This window comes from Gemella parahaemolysans (assembly GCF_053758945.1).
This window is the reverse complement of sequence record NZ_JBSMTP010000015.1, coordinates 12,339-30,104: the sequence shown is the minus strand read 5'-3', so window position 1 is coordinate 30,104 and position 17,766 is coordinate 12,339. Positions and strand designations below refer to the sequence as shown.

The following is a 17,766-nucleotide window of genomic DNA, read 5'->3' as shown; positions in this document are numbered from 1 at the left end:
CTAGGATGCTTAAGTCCTAAGCAATATAGAATAAAACATATGACTGTATAAATATAAAAAAGATAGCGTAGCAGTCATTATAACTACTACGCTATTCTAAGTCTAACTTTTTGGGGTCAGATCATTTAGCATATCTGTAAAGTCTTTTTCTTTTATATTATTTTCCTAACTCTGTTAAATCATACGGTGTTTGTTGATAAACTTGGTTTAACCAGTTGTGGTAGAATAAGTAAGCCACTCCACGCCATCTATTTTTAGGAGACTTCGTATCATCATTTCCTGGGTAATAGTTCACAGGAACTTCGATTGGAAGATTACTATTCTTATCACGTACATATTCATTATGAAGTGTATCTGCATCATATTCTATATGCCCTGTTACAAAAACCTTTCTAAGATCTTTAGTCGCAGCGATTAATGTCCCAACCTCTTCTGATCTTGCTAATACATCAAGTTCAGAAATAATAGGTAATTTCTCTTCTTCTATTTTAGTATGTCTAGAATGAGGGGCTAAGAAAGTATCTGTAAATCCTCGTGTTAATGTATGATTTTCTATAAGGACATCATGTTCAAAAACTCCAAATATCTTATCATCTACCTGCTCTTTTTTAACACCAAAGTGATAGTATAAACTAGCTTGAGCTGCCCAACAAATATTTAATGTTGAAAAGACATGAGTCTTACTCCATTCAAAAATGCTATTCAGTTCTCCCCAGTAATTTACATCTTCAAATTCTAATTGTTCAACAGGTGCTCCTGTAATAATAAGTCCGTCATAATATTTATCTTTCACTTCATCAAATGTTTTATAGAATTTCTCTAAATACGACTGTGCTGTATTTTTAGCAATGTGACTAGTCATATGAAGAAATTCTACAGTTATTTGAAGCGGAGAATTTCCTAAAAGTCTTAATAATTGACGTTCAGTTTCTTCTTTTTTAGGCATTAGATTCAAAATTAGAATTTTCAATGGTCGTATATCTTGATTCTTAGCTCTATTTTCTTCTATTACAACTACTCCCTCTTCTAATAATTTATTCTTTACCGGTAATTCATTTTGAATACATATTGGCATTGTATTATCTCCTTAACTCTTCTTAATCTTAAATAAAAAAACTCGTCACTATTACAAACTAATGCAATAGGGACGAGTTTATCGTGTTACCACCCATGTTTATGGATATAAATATCCACCTTAATCGGTACGTGTTCATACCGTTGTGCTATATCGCGCACCAACGTAATTACCTATTAGATAATTATTACTCCGAGACCATTTTCAATTACACCTCTTCTTACTTTCTCACACCAACCGAAAGCTCTCTGTTTTGAATTAATTATAATCTACTTATCTCTTCAATGTTTTACATATTAATTTACTTAATAGTATAAAGAATTTAACACTATTTGTCAATAGAAAGCATCTCAAAAATCTTAAAAGCAAAAAATCTTCATTTCTCTATTATCTATAAATTATTTGTTAAATTCTATAAGTTTAAATTTATTACCATCATAGTCAAGGACACTAACTGAAGTATTTACTATAACTCCACGTCCTACTTCTTTAATACCCTTTTGAGTTAAGAAAGAACGAATTAAACCACCATGACATACAGCCAATATTGTCTTATCTGGGTGTTCTTCATTCTTTTCTTTGAAGAATGCTTCTACTCTATCAGCTGCATCAGAATCTAGTTCCATTCCTCTCGTTTCCCCAGCCTTAAGACCAGCTCCATATTCAGCAAAAGAAACTCCTTCATATTCTCCATATGATTTTTCTATTAGTCTTTTATCTTTAATTACAGCTAATTTTTTATTATCTTCACTACTTGAATTATCTAGCATATATCTAGCAGTATCAAATGCTCTTCCTAAAGTGCTACTATACGCTATATCAATCTTATATCCTTCAATTTTTTTGCCAGCTGCAATTCCTTGACGAATTCCCTCTTCGTTTAGAGGAATATCAGTATGCCCTTGAACCATTTTATTTTTATTGTAATCTGTTTCTCCATGTCGTGCTAAAATTATACGCATATATTCTTCTCCTTTATTAAAAATAAGGGCGAAACTTATAGAAATTGATTTTTACTAAATCACAATCTTTAAGTCTCCCCTTGTTTTACCTATATATTAAATTTTTCTAATATAAACTCTTGTCCATCATAGTTTAAGATATTTAATCCAGTATTATCCACCAATGTAGTCGTATTTGGATATGCTCTTACTGCAGTTAAAAATATACGGATTAATGCACCATGACAAACAACTAAAATTGTTTCATCTTTATGTTTTAAATATTGTTCACTGAAAAATGAATTAACTCTCTCATAAACGTCTTCATCTTTTTCTACCGACTCTAGTCCTTGTTCAGATTCAAGTGCAGAAAAATACTCATCAAATGTACTTCCTTCAAAATCTCCAAAGAATTTTTCAATTAAACGCTCATCAGTAGTTATTTCTTTAGAAATATTTTGACTATTATTAGAGTTATCAAGCATAAGTCTAGCTGTTTCTACCGCTCTTTTCAAAGGACTACTAAATGCATAATCAATATTGTGATCACTTAGCTTTTCTCCCGCAGAAGTCGCTTGATTTCTACCAGTTTCATTTAATTCAATGTCACTGTGACCTTGGATTAATCTATTTTTATTATAATCTGTTTCGCCGTGTCTAACTAATAAAATTTTCATATCACTTACCTATTCAAAAATGAAATCCTCATCTTCAATTGATTCAACATTCATACTAACTACATATCCATCACCTTTAACACTGAAGAAATCATGGTTCTTAGTATTTGTATTCATCGCATTTTCAATAATTGGGTTAATTTCTTTATCTTCAAAGTACCCTGGGTATCCTAAGTTAGCTAATGCACGGTTAGCATTATATTCAACATAGTCTTTTACTTCTTCATATAAACCAATTTCATCATATATATCTTTAGTATATTTCAACTCATTTTCGTATAAATCTAATAGTAGTTTATACATTTCTTTTTCAGCACGTTCTTGCTCTTCTTGAGTAAGGGTTTTAAAGATTTCTTGAGCATCGAATCCTGTAAAACTTCCGTGGATAGTTTCATCTAATAAGATTTTACGAATAATTTCTCCAGAAGTAGTTACTTTACCTTGTCCAGCTAAATATAATGGATAGAAGAATCCACTATAGAAAATATAACTTTCTAAGAATACAGATGCTACACGAGCCATGTATAAGTCATATGTTGGCACTTCTGGCTTGAATAATTTCATATAATAATCTTCAATTAATTTCGCTTTAAATTGAAGTTCCGGATTACTTGGTACCCATTCATCTAGTAGATAGTCTGTTTCTTGTGAAGGAATTAATGACGTAAAGATAGTAGAATAACTTTTCGCATGAATTTGCTCCATCATTCCCATAAAGCTATAAACAGCTTGTTTTCTCATATCTTCAGTATGTAATGATACAAGTGGCATACCTTTATCACCTTGTTGAGTATCAAGACCAGTTAAACCAGCTAATACTTTTTTATAAGCTTCACGTTCTTTATCGTTTAAATCTTCATTCCAACTTTTAATATCTTTTGACACTTTAAACTCAGTATCAACCCAAAATTGTGCAATATTTTGACGCCAATACATGAAAGTTAAGTCATCTTGTTTATTCCAGTTTACTGCTTTCATAATTAGTAATTTTTCCTCTCTTTTCTATATAGAACAAGAAGTACATTCTTCTACTGAAAGTAGTTTGTTTCTTGTGTAATATAGTGATTTTAATCCTTTGTGATGTGCGTAAATATAATATCTTGCAAGTTCTCTTGTTGTAATATCAGAATTTACGAATAAAATCACAGAAATACCTTGGTCTACATGTTCTTGAATAACTGACATTAAGTCAATAAGTTTCATTTGATCCATGGTAAATGCTGATTTATAGAACCATTGAGTCTTTGGACTTAAATATGGCATTGGATAGAATGTTTCAGCATTACCATAACTTCTACGTTCAATTTTATCAACAATTGGTAATACACTTGATGTTGAGTTTTGAACATATGAAATACTTTGAGTTGGTGCAATAGCCATTCTATATGCATGATATAGACCATTTTCTTTTACTCTATTTTTTAGACTTCTCCAGTCTTCTTTTGTAGGAATATAAATTCCTTCGAATAATGCTTTTACTTTATCAGTTACAGGTAAATAATCATTTTCAATGTATTTTGTAAAGTACCTTCCATTGTAGTAATCTGATTTTTCAAAGTCTTTAAATGTTTCATTACGTTTTTTAGCAATTTGCATTGAACGTTCTAATGTATAGAAGTTCATCATCATGAAGAAGACATTAGCAAAATCTTTTGCTTCTTCACTTTCATAAGCTATCAAGTTTTTCGCTAAATATCCATTAAGGTTCATAGCTCCTAATCCAACAGAGTGGAATTCGTCATTAGCTTTTACTACACCTGGCGCATTTTTGATCTTAGTAGAATTACTTACAAATGTTAATGCATCCATACCTGAGTAAATAGATTCTTTAATTTTTTTACTTTCCATCACATTAACGATATTTAATGAAGCTAAGTTACAAGAAATATCACGTTTAATGATATCTCCTTCACCATAATCTTTAATTACTGAAGTTTCTTGTAATTGGAAAATCTCAGTACATAGGTTACTCATCTTAACTTGTCCAATTTCACGAAGTGCGTGATTTTTGTTCGCATTATCTTTGAACATTAAGTATGGGTATCCTGATTGTAATTGAGTTTGTGCTATTAAGTTAAGCATATCACGAGCATCGAATTTACGCTTCATAATATTTTCATTCGCTACAAATTTATCATAGTATTTAGCAATATCGATATCATCTAACACTAAACCATATTCTTCATAAATTGAATGAGGTCCAAACATATAGAAATCTTTATTCTCACGAGCTAAATCAAAGAATAATGATGGTACGATAATACCTGTAGAAATCGTTGGAAGACGTAATTCTTCATCGGCATTAACCTTCTTAGTATCTAAGAATTCTAATACGTCATAGTGGAAGATGTTTAAGTAAACAGCTCCAGCTCCTGGACGTTGTCCAAGTTGATCAGCATATGCAAAACCTTGTTCTAATGATTTTGCTACAGGAATAACACCTTTAGCTACTCCTTTAATACCTTTGATACTTTCACCACGTGCACGTAGTTTTGATAAGTTAATCGCAACTCCCCCACCGATTTTTGAAAGTTGTTTAGCAGTTGAATCGATGTAGTTAATAGAGTTAAGTGAATCACCTACTTCTAATAAGAAACATGATACTAACTCACCACGACGACTTCTTCCTGAGTTTAGGAATGTTGGTGTTGCTGGTTGTAATCTTTGCTCAAGCATTGAAATCATAAGCTCTTTTGCTAAAGCAACATCACCATCTGCTAAGTACATAGCTACGATAAATACGTGTTGGTTAAAGTTTTCTAAATATTGTTTTTTATCATTTGTTTTTAATGCATAGTCCTTATAGAACTTACTTGCTGCCATATAACTCTTAAATTCAAACTTAAAGTTTGCAGCTAATTCTAAACATTCTAAAATTTCATCTTCAATATACTTATCAAAGATATTATAGTAGTAATTTTCTTCTACTAAATATCTAAGTCTTTTAATTTCTGAGTTAAATGGCACTGTACGAAAGTCTACTTCACGAAGAAATTCTTCTATAGCTTCAACATCTTTCTCTAATTTGAAAAAGCCATTATCGCCTCTTTTTGTTACTTCATTATTTAGTTCAATATGGTTAAATTTCTCCATTCTTTACACTCTCCAAATATATTTTTTTAAATTCACTTATATCTTTTTTATTTCCATGTAATTCAATTTTCATTAGTAGTGGAATATTATACTCACTGCTAATAATTTCAGCAGCATTGGCAAATCGTTCACCCCAATTTTTATTTCCACTACCAACAACACCTTTTAAATGATTATGGTTCTCTTCTAAAAAACTAGCAACCGCAACCGGTACTTCTCCAAAGCCAAATGTTGGTGTTATAAGGATATAATCGAAATCTACATCATAATCAATATCCTGTAAATAAATTACATCTTCTTTGGGAATCTCACACATGTCTACAAATCTTTTACAATTTCCAGTCAATGAATAAACAATAATCTTCATTATTTCCTCACACTCCCACAAAAATATTTCCGAGGATTATTTCCCGGAAATTTCAAATATATATTTATTATACACTCTATTTTTTATTTTTTCAACGATTAATTTTCTGATGAAAAGGTTTGCTTCTTTTTTTGGAAATTTTTATATTAATTTAATATTTGTGAAGTTTATTATTTAGTGATAAAGGAATAAAAAAGAAAACTACTATAAGAAAAAAATTTTTCGACAATGTTCTTCACTAAAATAAAAAAAGAACTCCAAACATTTTTTGTTCAGGGCTCTTCTCTACAATTATTATATTAGTTTATTTTATTACTTTTTCTTCTAGCAAATTCTGAGAAATGAAATTTATCTACTCTATGACGACTTTCTGTGTAATGAAGAAAATCAGTTCCTTCTGTATAGACATCACTTCTCAATACCGCAATATGTTTATGACCTTTTAAATCAATATATGTTGTATCTTCCTCACTAACTGGTTCTATTTTAAAATCCTTATTTCCATATGAAATTTTTATACCTAAATCATTTTCTAAATACTCATATAATGATTCTTCTACACGATCTGTAGGCAATTCTTCAATTGCATTTTTATTTATATAATCTTTATCTAATATTACTGCTTCACCATCAACAATTCTTTGTCGAACTAAATAAATTAGTCTCTCACCTTGTTTTACAAGTCCTAGCCGAACAAGAAAATCTGGAGCATCAACTTCTTTATTTACTAATACTTTAGTTGTTGCTTCAACATCTTGAAATTGTCGACGTTCTTTAAAACTTAAAAGTCCTGTTACTGGTAATCTGTATCTATGAACATCCAAAACTATAGACCCCTTACCTTGAATTTTATGGATATACCCATTTTCTAATAATAATAACAATGCCTTTCTTATAGTTTCCCTAGAAACATCATATTCTCTTGCGAGTTCATTCTCACTTGGCAAAAGAGAATTAGACCTATATTGCCTATCCTCTATTTTTTCTCTTAACTCTAAATAGATCTTAAAAAACTTATTCATGATTTCCCCCAAAATAAATAACTATATGTATATATTTTAACATAAATCATGTAAATATTAAACTTTTTTTACTCAAAAACTTTTATAATTCTATATTTTTTGTTAAATTCTGTAAATATGTAAACCAAATTGAACGCTAACTTCTTAGCTTCACTATTATTTATATGTTATAATATTTAATGGAGGTATTTTTTATGAACAAATATATACGATTATCACTTATTTTTATCCAAAATTTTTCACTATTTATTAGTGCAATACTAGGAATAATATTTTACAATTGTTTTAACTTGGATTTTTATAAAAATTTCTATTCAAGAGAAAATTTAGCCCCTAAAATAGATACAACATATGATAAGTTAATAGAAAATACAACTAACCTTCTTGGGTATCTTAATGAAAAAAATAAGTTAAATACAGAGTGGTTTTCTCAAAAAGATATTTTACATATGGAAGATGTAAAGAGATTATATAATATAAATTTTTATATTATGATATCTTTTATTATAATTTTTATAATTTCTACTATATTAATAGTATTTCTTTTCAAAAAAAATACAATATTTTATATTACTAAAACTTTCAATAAGGTATTATTAGCATTTATTCTTTTAATTATTGTCTTAGCTGGTATTATTTCTTATAACTTCACTTCTTTTTGGATAAGATTTCACCAATTATTGTTTTCTAATGATCTTTGGTTACTAAGTCCAGATGAGTCTAATCTAATAAAAATGGTCCCTGAGGAATTTTTCATCAGTCTTATTACAACGATTATCTTGCACATATTAGTACTCTTTGTATCTCTTTTTGTATTAAACAATATTTTAAAAAAGAAGTTTAAAAAGATTTACTCATAGGTAATGTATTAAAAATTTAATTTATTGAAATTATGTGTTATAATAAATTTTAGTTTAATATTAATAAAACATGAAAGGACAAAATATGGCTCAAAATGATAAAAATATTGTTACTGAAGATAAAGTAACATTTAGATTATGCGATGATTGTCTTGGTGTTAATCTTAAAACTTTAATTCCAAAATTAAAAAAGAAAGCACCGAACGCTGAATTCATCATAGGATGTCAATCTTATTGTGGACCTGGAAGAACTCAAACATTTACCCTTGTAAATAGTAGAATCTGTATTGCTGATACTGAAGTCGAATTAATGCCATTAGTTGATGAAAAACTTAGAGATCGTATGAGTGCAGAAGATGAAGAAAAATATAGAAAACGTCTTGAACGTCGTCTTGAACGTACTTTTTACTTTATTATTCCTGAAAATACTACTATTAAAGTAGGAGACACAGTTGATTTAGGTAAAGATGGAATAATTGCTCGTAAAGCAGGACAATCTTATCTAGAAGATCTTGTTATCGAGGGTGAAGTAGATAATACTAAACCAGGAACTTATGAACTAGTATATAAAGTAATAATAGATGATAAAGAACATAAGAGAAAAAGGCTTATCACAGTCGTTGATGAAAACGTGTAATAAACATTCATAAAACAATAATGTATTAAACCTATAGACAAATACTAAGTAGTATGATTCTATAGGTTTTTCTTGATTTCTTCAAATAAATTAATACTGTTTTTTTTTGAAAATAGCGTTTACTTTTTTTGTAAATATGTTATAATATATATAAAGACATAGAAGTCGGAGGTTTTGATCATGGAAAATAAATATTCTAAAATTTTAGTCGCAGTAGACGGTTCTAAACAAGCTGAGTGGGCATTTACAAATGCTGTAGCTATAGCTCAAAGAAATGAGGATGCAGAATTATATATCGCTTCTGTTATTGATGCGACTATCGCAACTTCTGGTTTATCAGATCCATATATTTTCAACTCATTCTACAAACGTACAAAAGAATTAGTTGATAGCTACGTGGAAGCTGCTAAAGAAGCTGGATTAACTAAAGTATTCGGAATAGTTGAACAAGGAATTCCTAAAATTGTTCTTAGTGAAGATATCGTTGATGAAAAAGGTATCGACCTTGTAGTTTGTGGATCTTCTGGTTTAACTGGATTCAAACGTATGCTTATGGGATCAGTTTCTGAAGGTATCGTTAGATATGCTAAATCTGACGTAATTATTATTAAACAACGTTCTATCCCAGCAGATTTCGAGGCAACTATTGCTAAAAAATTCCAGGAAGAACAAGATAAATAAGTATCTCTAATATATTTAAATTAATAATTATTGATTTAAATTCATTTAAAATTTTTCCTTTTTAAAAGAAACGGCGCATGTTTATCATGAGTCGTTTCTTTTTTACTATATAAAATAGGACTGATACAATATCAGTCCATAACTTTTTAATATACTTTCTTCACTTTTAAACTATTATAATTAAAAGCGGAAAGTTGTACAGAATTTGGTCCAAAATACTTAGTATAATCATGAAGCTGTTGTTTATCATCATAAATATAAACTATATCTCCAATGCGTTCTTCATCACCTATTTCTACTACTAAGTGACTCATCATAGTTGAATAAATATTTCTTTCTTTATTATTAATTATACAAGTTTTCCCTTTTAACCTGTCTCTTAGTATTCCATCGCCATAACCAATATTAACGACCCCTACTTTCTTGTCACCATCAGCTATATATGAATTAGAATATCCAATGCATTCACCTTTATTTAATGTTACTATATTAATTATCTCACCATAAACAGTAATCGGGTTTTTAATAACTAAATCCCTAAGGGCTACTGGATTTTCCTTAACATTATATGGCATAGCTCCATAAAGAATTATACCTAATCTCTGATGTGTTGTTTTTTCAAAAGCACCGTCACGCAAGAATGATGCACTGTTTTGCAAGTGGACTACTTCAAATTCATGAACTTTCTGCGCTTCATCAAGAACTTCTAACACCAACCCTTTTTCTTTTTCATAGAAACCATCAAATTCATCCGCAAATGAAAAATGAGACCAAAATCCTTTTAATTTCAAACTATTTTTTTTACAGAAATCTATAATCTCTAACACTTCTTCCAAATTTCTTGCCCCTGCACGTCTCATACTACCAGCAAATTCCAACTGCAATGTTAAATCTTTTAGTCTTTCAAGATTTCCTTTTAAATATTCCAAACTCGATATATTTATCTCGATATTGTACTCTCTTGCTAAATCAAAGTCATAAGTTGGATTTAAAAGAAAGATATTAGCATCCTCACCAAGTGTTTCCCTTATTACTTTACACTCTTCTTCTTTTGTCGTAGCGAAATAATTAATTCCTACTTCTGAGTATAATTTTACACATTCTCTTAAATCTAAATTATATGCATTATTTTTAACTACAGCTATTATATCCTGTGCCTGTTCTTTTAAATTAATAGCGTTTTGTCGTATATTATTATAATTTAACTCAATTGTTGCCATAAAGGTCCTTTCTTAATTAGACGGGAGTGACTCAAAAATCGCGATTTTTAAATCACTCCCATTTATCTCACTAAAAAATCAAAAAATTACTCGTTATAATAATTCAATATACCAAGATAATATTGAACCCCTACTTTTAATATTTTTTCATCGAAGTTGAAAGTTGGTGTATGAAGTCCTGAAACATAGTTTTTCTCTTCATTTCTTAAACCTAAAAAGCTATAGTTTATAGGAGAAAGTCTACTGAAGAATGAGAAATCTTCTCCATATAGATAAGCTTCCTCTAACTCAATATAATCGATATTTTCTTTTTCAATAACTTCTTTAATCACTTGATAGGGAACTTCATCATTAATTACCGCTGGATATCCTTCAGCAAAGTCTACACGAATGCTTGCACCAGTTAGATGTTCAAGTCCAACACGAGTATTTTCAATCGCAGTTTTGATTGTCGCTAAATCTTCCATACTGTAAGTTCTAATAGTTCCTTCCATATATGCATTCTCGGCAACGACATTCATCGCATCCCCACCGTACATTTTACCAATATGAATAATGTTAGTGTTACGTGCTTTAGTATGTAACGCATTAAGTTTTAACATCTCTTGAAAGAACATTGTAGCTACATTAAGGGCATCAATTCCAGTATTTTTTAAACCTACGTGAGCTGCACGTCCTTTTATATAAATTCTATATTCATTAGCACTAGCCATAATTTCTTTCGGTTTAGAAACTATGTGCCCTTCAGGATAATCTGGATTCATATGTAAAGCATAACTTGCTAAAGTATTGTACGGTGAAAAATCAAAATCATTGATTAATAAATTACCGCCACCGAAAGTTTCTTCAGCAGGTTGAAATACAAAAATACTATTTACCTTTGTAGTATTATTTTTGTAATAGTCAGCCGCTTCTATAACACTTCCTAAAAGCATAGCCGTATGTCCATCATGACCACACGCGTGCATTACACCATCATTATTCGATTTAAAATCAACATCATTTTCCTCTGAAATAGGAAGTGCATCAATGTCCGCTCTAAACAAAATCGTATCTTTAGTTTCCACACTAGCTTTAAAAATCACTACTAGTCCTGTCTCAAGTGACTCTTGATATTCTATCCCGTATTCTTTTAAAACACTAGAAATAAATTCTTTTGTTTTATACTCTTCCAAAGATAACTCTGGATTTTGGTGCAAATGTCTACGCCATGATGTTAAATTCTCTTCAGTGATTACTTTCATCTTCTCTTCCTACTTTATTATAAGTTTCTTAATTCTGCTATAATGTCTACTTTTTCTTCTGCAACTTCACTACGTGTTTTGATTACTCTTGCAGGAACACCCGCTACTACATCTCCACTAGCTACATCTTTTGTTACTACACTTCCAGCTGCAACAACGGCATTGTCTCCGATTTGTACACCCTCTAAGACAACAGCATTAGCTCCGATAAGAACATTGTTACCTACTCGTACTGGTGTAGCATTAGCTGGTTCGATAACTCCTGATAAGACAGATCCAGCACCAACGTGAGAGTTCTCTCCAACTTCCGCACGTCCACCTAAAATAGCATTCATATCGATCATAGTGTTTTTACCAATTTTAGCTCCGATATTAATAACAGCACCCATCATGATAACCGCATTATCCCCAATACTAACGTGTTCACGTATAGAACATCCTGGTTCGATACGAGCATTAAACTGAGTTAAGTCAATCATTGGTACACCACTATTACGGCGATCATTTTCTACGCGGTGATTTACTACCACGGCTTTGTTAGCTTCGTAAAATTCCACCCAATCAGCAAAGTCTGCGAAAATAACTCTTGAGTTCCCCTCACCATACACTTCTAAAGTTTCTGGAAATTCTACATCCGCGTTAAAATTAACGTAAACTTTAACCGGTGTTTTCTTTTTAGATGTTGCTATAAATTTAATAATCTCTTCTGTTGATTTCATTTCTTTCTCCTATTATCTATATGATTTTTTTCTATTTTATATTTAATTTTTACATATGTCAATCTAACTTTATTATAGTATTTTTTTAGGGAGTGACTCAAAAACCGCGATTTCGTAGAAATCGATTTTGTCGAGTCACCCCCGCACAGTTTATTAGATATCTAAAAAGCTTTTATAAAGCGATTTTAGATATCAATAAACCACTGCGTCTATGAGTTATCATATACACTTTGTTAAAATTTAGGACTTTTGGCGCAGCCCCATGTTTATTAATATTTTTATAAACTGTGTGAAGGCGATACAATAAAACTCTTATACAGAATCACTCGAATCGCTTCTGACTTTATTATTTTATACCTAGTACATCTTTCATAGAATATAATTTAGGTTCTTCTACAGTGTTAAGCCACTGTGCAGCTGTAACAGATCCTTTTGCGAACATTTTTTTACTTAGAGCTGTATGTTTAATCTCGATTACCTCATCTTCTCCAGCAAAAATCACCTCATGTTCACCTACTATAGTTCCACCACGTACCGCATGGATTCCAATTTCTTTTTCTTGGCGTTTCATATCTCCATGACGACCATAAACTCTATTATAATCTTCTACGTTTTTAACCGCATCTACTAACATTTTTGCAGTTCCACTTGGTGCATCTACTTTTTTATTGTGGTGTTTTTCAATAACTTCGATATCATATCCTAGTAAAAATTCACTAGCTTTTTTCACTAATTCTACTAAAACATTTACTCCTAAACTATAATTCCCTGCATAAACTACCCCTACTTGTGTAGCTAGTTCATCGATTAATTCTAATTCTTCTGGAGTGTGACCAGTTGTCGCAATTACGACTTTTGTTGCTGTACGTTTAGCATACTCTACTAGTTCTGCTGTACCTGCGTGATGTGAAAAATCAATAATCACATCTGCTATCTTTTCTAAACCTTCATATGAAGTATAAGTAGGAAATTCTTCATCTAGCAATTCACGACCTACACCTGCAACAATTTCTAAATCAGTACTATCTTGAATATAGTTTTTTAGAACTTGTCCCATCGTTCCATTATAACCACTTAATAAAACTCTCATTTTTACTCTCCTTGTAATGAATTAAGTCTTGCAATCTCTTGTTCTAATCTTGTCGCTAATGTTGGAGCAACATGTGTCATTGGTAGACGGTAGTGACAAGCTGATTTTCCGATTAATTCCACACATTTTTTAACTGGCATTGGATTTGGCTCAGCGAATAACATGTGAATGAAGTCTAAATATTTAAGTTGAAGTCCGAAAGCTTTCTCTACTTGTCTTTCTAAAGCATATTTACACATTAAGTGAGTTGCTTTTGGATAAATATTAGCTAAAACAGAGATTGTACCTTTACCACCAGCTAAAATAATAGGTACGTTAATATCATCATTTCCTGAATAAATATCAATGTTATCCCCTACTAAGTTTCTAACTGCTAAAGTATGAGCGATATCTCCTACAGCATCTTTGTAAGCTACAATATTTTTGTGTTGAGATAAGTGTAAGATAGTCTCTGGCGCCATAACTTGTCCAGTTCTTCCTGGTACATTGTAAAGTACGATTGGTAAATCAACACTATTAGCAATTGCTTCGAAGTGTTCGATTAACCCTTGTTGACTAGTTTTAATGTAGTATGGTGTTACTACTAATAATGCATCTGGTCCTAATTTTTCAATCTCTTGGCTTAATCTAATTGAGTGAGCTGTATCATTAACCCCACTACCTGCGATAACTGGCACACGTCCTGCTACTCTGTCAATCGCAAATTTAATAACCGCTACTTGCTCATCATCAGGCATTGTCGAACTCTCACCAGTAGTTCCTGCTACAATAATCGCATCTATACCTTCACTAATTTGGAATTCAATTAATTCTCCAAAAGTCTCATAATCTACACTTCCATCCTCGAAAAATGGTGTTACTATTGCTACTCCGCTTCCTGTATAAATTGTCATAATCTTATTCTCCTTGTTTCTATCTTATTTATATATTTTTAATAATATTTTTTATGTTTTTTAAATTAAATATCTTGTCTAATTAAATCTTCTAACGTTTCACCTTTTACTACTAGGCGGCTAGTTCCATCTTTCACAAACACTACTGGTAATTTCGGTAATCTATTATAGTTGCTACTCATACTGTAGTTATAAGCTCCTGTTGATGATACTAATAATAAATCACCTTGCTCAGCTTTAGGTAAATTAGCATCCATTACTAACATATCTCCAGACTCACAGCATTTACCAGCAACTGTATAAGTTATATCTGCTTCTTCATTCATCTTATTGGCTAACATCGCTTCATATTTTGCTTTATATAATGCATAACGAGGATTATCTGCCATACCTCCGTCGACAAACACATATTCACGACCTGCAAAAGTCTTCTTAACTCCACCAACACTATATAGTGTACTACCAGAATTACATGTTAGACTTCTACCAGGTTCAATAACTACCTTAGTTAAATCTAATCCGAAATTATCACTCTCACGTTCGACTACTTCGATATACTCTCTTAAAAATTCAGCAAGTTCAAAAGGTCTATCCTCTTCAGTATAATAAACCCCGAAACCTCCTCCTAGGTTAAGAACACTTATAGTTAAACCTAATCTTTCTTGAACTTTTTTCGTAAATTCCATTACTACTTTTACAGCTTCAAAAAATGAAGTTTTTTCAAAAATTTGTGATCCAATATGTGAATGGAATCCTACAAAATTAAGATTACTTTGGTTATTAATATCTGCGATTAAATCATAAATTGTTTCATCGTATACTGAGTAACCAAATTTTGAATCATCTTTTGCTGTTTTGATGTATTCATGAGTATGAGCATCGATACCTGTATTAATTCTTAACAGTACATCTACAGTATTTCCACTCTCTCTTACGATTTCATTAATCATTTCATATTCATAGTCGTTATCTATGACGATAGTTCCTACTCCAACTTCAAGAGCATATTGTAGTTCCTCACGAGTTTTATTATTTCCATGGAAATAAGCTCGACTCATATCATATCCAGCTTTATATGCTGTATAAATCTCTCCAAGTGAAACCACGTCAGCACCTAAGCCCTCACTACTCGCGATTCTTAATACCTCTAAACAACTAAAAGCTTTTGAGGCGTAAAGAACTTCTGTATTGAACTTCGAACTTTTAAAATTATTGATAAAAGTTCTACATTGGTTCACTAACATATTCTCATCATAAACATAAAGTGGTGTGCCGTATTGAGCTTTTAACTCGCTTACCCCAACTCCTGAAATATTCAGTTCACCATTTTCTACCGTCATACCATCAAATAATCTCATTATATTCTCCTTCATAAAGTGTTATAAAAAATAGACTACAAGAACAAAAGGTCCTTGTAGTCTAGCTTATAATTCTATCCTATTCCTCTTGCCCTTATTATAAAAAGCTCACCATGAAGAAAATGGGCATTTTCTAATGACAGTGCTATGCCTATTCGACATAACCCCAGTGAAATTAATCACTTCGGCGATGCTACCTTTTAAATTAGTCATCGCGGCCTCTTTTTATAATACTTATCTATTTACGTTGTATAAATAATATCACGTTTTAAAATTATTGTCAATAGTTTTCAGAAAATTTTTATAATATCTTTATTTTGAATCTAGTATATACACAATTAATATTGATTGTAATCATTCTATAAAACAACTATAATATACACATATTAAGATAAGACAGTATACTAAAATGCTTATTACTAAAATAATAAAAGGAAGATAAAATATGATTGACTTTACAAAAAATGACGACTTGAATAAAATTATCAGTGACAATGACATAGCCATTATTCAATACGGAACTGCCACATGTATGCCATGTCACTCTATAAAAAACAGAATTACTACTTGGCAAGAAGATCACAAAGATGTCGTAGCATACTACATCTCATTAGAAGAAAATATGGAAATTGCTGCACAGCGTGGTATTCTTTCTTCACCAACTGTAGAAGTATATATTGAAGGAAGATTATCAATTCAAAAAAGCGGCTACTTCAGTCTAGATGAAATTCTAGAAAAAATAAGTAGCATAAGTGAACAGATGAAATAAAATATGAGCGATTCAAAGTTATTATTTTTAAATTGCTCATATTATTAATTATTCATTTTTTTCCAATATATCTACAGGTTCTTCACCTAGTAACAGTTTTACATCATTAATGTCAACAATTCTAAAGCCTTTGATCTTTGATTCCAGCTGTCTTACTGACTTGGTCACCCTCGATGTATCAATAAGTAATATCTTTTCATAGTCAGGTACTTTTTCTTCTGCTCTCTTAAGGAAGATTTCAACATGTTCAGGATGTAAATATGTCTGACCTTTATATGATTTTATTTCTACTACATATTTCTTTCCTTTTTTCTCAAGACATAAATCAAAGTCTGCACTTCTATTTTTGGGTTCCGTAACTTTATAACCAACATTTTTAAAAGCATATGCTAGTAATAGTTCTTTACCTATTGGTGAAGTCAACTTCTCTAAAGCTGCAAGTAATGGTTTAGGTTTAATCTTAATAACAGATTTCTTTAATCCCTCAGAATCTTTTGTTAATAATTTCCTATTAAATCCAATAATATAATCCTCCACTATAGCAAAATGACCATGTGCTATACAGTTTCTAATAGCTGTCAGCAAAGCATTAATTTTTGAAAAAGTAGTATACTTCGCAACTATTATTTTTTGACAATTAGGACAAATATTCCCCTCAAAAAATTTCCAATCATCATTACTTATTACATCCTTCGAACCTATCAATTTCACATCATAACTTTCATCCATTTCCATTTGATCCATAACATAAGTAAATGAAAATTCATCATATATCTTATCAGAAATTAATTCATTTTTAATTGATTGGTAAGAATCAATATTAGGAGTATACCAAAGTAAATTTTTTATTACCTTATCCATATCGTCTGAAAGTTTTATCGGTCTAGGACTGTGTTCTATTTTATAATCTATCTCTTTTCTATTTCCACAACATCTTTTAAACATATCCTTCTCCTCAAGTTAGTAATAATTTGAAATCAGTTTGTATCAATTTTATCATAGCATATATCATGTACATAAAAAAAGACACGTATAGATTATGTACGCGTAAAATAAAAAAGAGATGTCGACCCCCCTCAAAAAAAATAAAAACGGGGGAGGAGGATAGACATCTCTCATT

Annotated in this window: 18 protein-coding genes, 1 pseudogene, 1 riboswitch and 1 other annotated feature; of the genes and pseudogenes, 5 read left to right on the top strand and 14 right to left on the bottom strand. The window is 30.8% G+C overall.

Annotated elements, in window-relative coordinates:
* Positions 1–157 precede the first annotated feature (157 nt).
* The 7 genes from ACWOBP_RS07595 to treR all read right to left on the bottom strand — a co-directional run bounded on the left by ACWOBP_RS07595 (position 158) and on the right by treR (position 7,175).
* Complete coding sequence (locus ACWOBP_RS07595) at positions 158–1,075, bottom strand: homoserine O-succinyltransferase (protein ID WP_455338175.1); 918 nt, start codon at positions 1,073–1,075, stop codon at positions 158–160.
* Between the two features lie 65 nt (positions 1,076–1,140).
* Positions 1,141–1,369: a binding site (T-box leader), on the bottom strand.
* A gap of 104 nt (positions 1,370–1,473) precedes the next feature.
* Positions 1,474–2,037, bottom strand: a complete 564-nt coding sequence (locus ACWOBP_RS07590; protein WP_455338174.1) for a histidine phosphatase family protein — start codon at positions 2,035–2,037, stop codon at positions 1,474–1,476.
* Positions 2,038–2,126: 89 nt separating this feature from the next.
* Entirely contained in the window at positions 2,127–2,693 is a 567-nt protein-coding gene (locus tag ACWOBP_RS07585; RefSeq protein ID WP_455338173.1) for a histidine phosphatase family protein, read from the bottom strand.
* Between the two features lie 9 nt (positions 2,694–2,702).
* On the bottom strand, positions 2,703–3,671 hold the full coding sequence (nrdF, locus tag ACWOBP_RS07580; RefSeq protein ID WP_455338172.1) for a class 1b ribonucleoside-diphosphate reductase subunit beta: 969 nt from the start codon (positions 3,669–3,671) through the stop codon (positions 2,703–2,705).
* Positions 3,672–3,695: 24 nt separating this feature from the next.
* Positions 3,696–5,786 carry a class 1b ribonucleoside-diphosphate reductase subunit alpha gene (gene nrdE, locus ACWOBP_RS07575; RefSeq protein ID WP_455338171.1) on the bottom strand — a complete coding sequence of 697 codons (2,091 nt, stop codon included), beginning with the start codon at positions 5,784–5,786 and terminating at the stop codon, positions 3,696–3,698.
* Complete coding sequence (nrdI, locus tag ACWOBP_RS07570) at positions 5,773–6,153, bottom strand: class Ib ribonucleoside-diphosphate reductase assembly flavoprotein NrdI (protein WP_455338170.1); 381 nt, start codon at positions 6,151–6,153, stop codon at positions 5,773–5,775. Before nrdI ends, nrdE begins: the two co-directional genes overlap by 14 nt.
* A gap of 299 nt (positions 6,154–6,452) precedes the next feature.
* Positions 6,453–7,175, bottom strand: a complete 723-nt coding sequence (gene treR, locus ACWOBP_RS07565) for a trehalose operon repressor (protein WP_455338169.1) — start codon at positions 7,173–7,175, stop codon at positions 6,453–6,455.
* A 194-nt stretch (positions 7,176–7,369) separates the two neighbouring features.
* On the opposite strand from treR, the gene ACWOBP_RS07560 reads away from it, so the two are divergent.
* The 4 genes and pseudogenes from ACWOBP_RS07560 (at position 7,370) to ACWOBP_RS07545 (ending at position 9,353) form a co-directional block, all read left to right on the top strand.
* Positions 7,370–8,035 carry a TIGR01906 family membrane protein gene (locus tag ACWOBP_RS07560; protein ID WP_455338168.1) on the top strand — a complete coding sequence of 222 codons (666 nt, stop codon included), beginning with the start codon at positions 7,370–7,372 and terminating at the stop codon, positions 8,033–8,035.
* Positions 8,036–8,120: 85 nt separating this feature from the next.
* Positions 8,121–8,435 (top strand): annotated as a pseudogene (locus ACWOBP_RS07555) (immunoglobulin-like domain-containing protein); the annotation flags it as partial.
* Positions 8,436–8,447: 12 nt separating this feature from the next.
* Entirely contained in the window at positions 8,448–8,672 is a 225-nt protein-coding gene (locus tag ACWOBP_RS07550) for an immunoglobulin-like domain-containing protein (RefSeq protein WP_455338177.1), read from the top strand.
* 180 nt (positions 8,673–8,852) lie between these two features.
* On the top strand, positions 8,853–9,353 hold the full coding sequence (locus ACWOBP_RS07545) for a universal stress protein (RefSeq protein WP_455338167.1): 501 nt from the start codon (positions 8,853–8,855) through the stop codon (positions 9,351–9,353).
* A 146-nt stretch (positions 9,354–9,499) separates the two neighbouring features.
* On the opposite strand, the gene ACWOBP_RS07540 is transcribed toward ACWOBP_RS07545, so the two are convergent.
* From ACWOBP_RS07540 to lysA, 6 genes are all read right to left on the bottom strand, one after another.
* Positions 9,500–10,573 carry an alanine racemase gene (locus tag ACWOBP_RS07540; protein ID WP_455338166.1) on the bottom strand — a complete coding sequence of 358 codons (1,074 nt, stop codon included), beginning with the start codon at positions 10,571–10,573 and terminating at the stop codon, positions 9,500–9,502.
* Positions 10,574–10,659: 86 nt separating this feature from the next.
* A complete protein-coding gene (locus ACWOBP_RS07535; protein WP_455338165.1) occupies positions 10,660–11,817 on the bottom strand; it encodes a M20 metallopeptidase family protein in 1,158 nt (385 codons plus the stop codon).
* A gap of 17 nt (positions 11,818–11,834) precedes the next feature.
* A complete protein-coding gene (gene dapD, locus ACWOBP_RS07530; RefSeq protein WP_299324206.1) occupies positions 11,835–12,536 on the bottom strand; it encodes a 2,3,4,5-tetrahydropyridine-2,6-dicarboxylate N-acetyltransferase in 702 nt (233 codons plus the stop codon).
* A 346-nt stretch (positions 12,537–12,882) separates the two neighbouring features.
* On the bottom strand, positions 12,883–13,626 hold the full coding sequence (gene dapB, locus ACWOBP_RS07525) for a 4-hydroxy-tetrahydrodipicolinate reductase (protein ID WP_455338164.1): 744 nt from the start codon (positions 13,624–13,626) through the stop codon (positions 12,883–12,885).
* A gap of 2 nt (positions 13,627–13,628) precedes the next feature.
* Positions 13,629–14,519 carry a 4-hydroxy-tetrahydrodipicolinate synthase gene (dapA, locus tag ACWOBP_RS07520; protein ID WP_455338163.1) on the bottom strand — a complete coding sequence of 297 codons (891 nt, stop codon included), beginning with the start codon at positions 14,517–14,519 and terminating at the stop codon, positions 13,629–13,631.
* Between the two features lie 65 nt (positions 14,520–14,584).
* Positions 14,585–15,877, bottom strand: coding sequence for a diaminopimelate decarboxylase (lysA, locus tag ACWOBP_RS07515; protein WP_455338162.1), 1,293 nt, complete (start codon positions 15,875–15,877; stop codon positions 14,585–14,587).
* Positions 15,878–15,973: 96 nt separating this feature from the next.
* Positions 15,974–16,109: riboswitch (Lysine riboswitch) on the bottom strand.
* Between the two features lie 213 nt (positions 16,110–16,322).
* On the opposite strand from lysA, the gene ACWOBP_RS07510 reads away from it, so the two are divergent.
* Positions 16,323–16,646, top strand: coding sequence for a thioredoxin family protein (locus tag ACWOBP_RS07510; RefSeq protein WP_455338161.1), 324 nt, complete (start codon positions 16,323–16,325; stop codon positions 16,644–16,646).
* A gap of 48 nt (positions 16,647–16,694) precedes the next feature.
* On the opposite strand, the gene ACWOBP_RS07505 is transcribed toward ACWOBP_RS07510, so the two are convergent.
* Positions 16,695–17,591 carry a restriction endonuclease gene (locus ACWOBP_RS07505; RefSeq protein ID WP_455338160.1) on the bottom strand — a complete coding sequence of 299 codons (897 nt, stop codon included), beginning with the start codon at positions 17,589–17,591 and terminating at the stop codon, positions 16,695–16,697.
* Between the last annotated feature and the right edge of the window lie 175 nt (positions 17,592–17,766).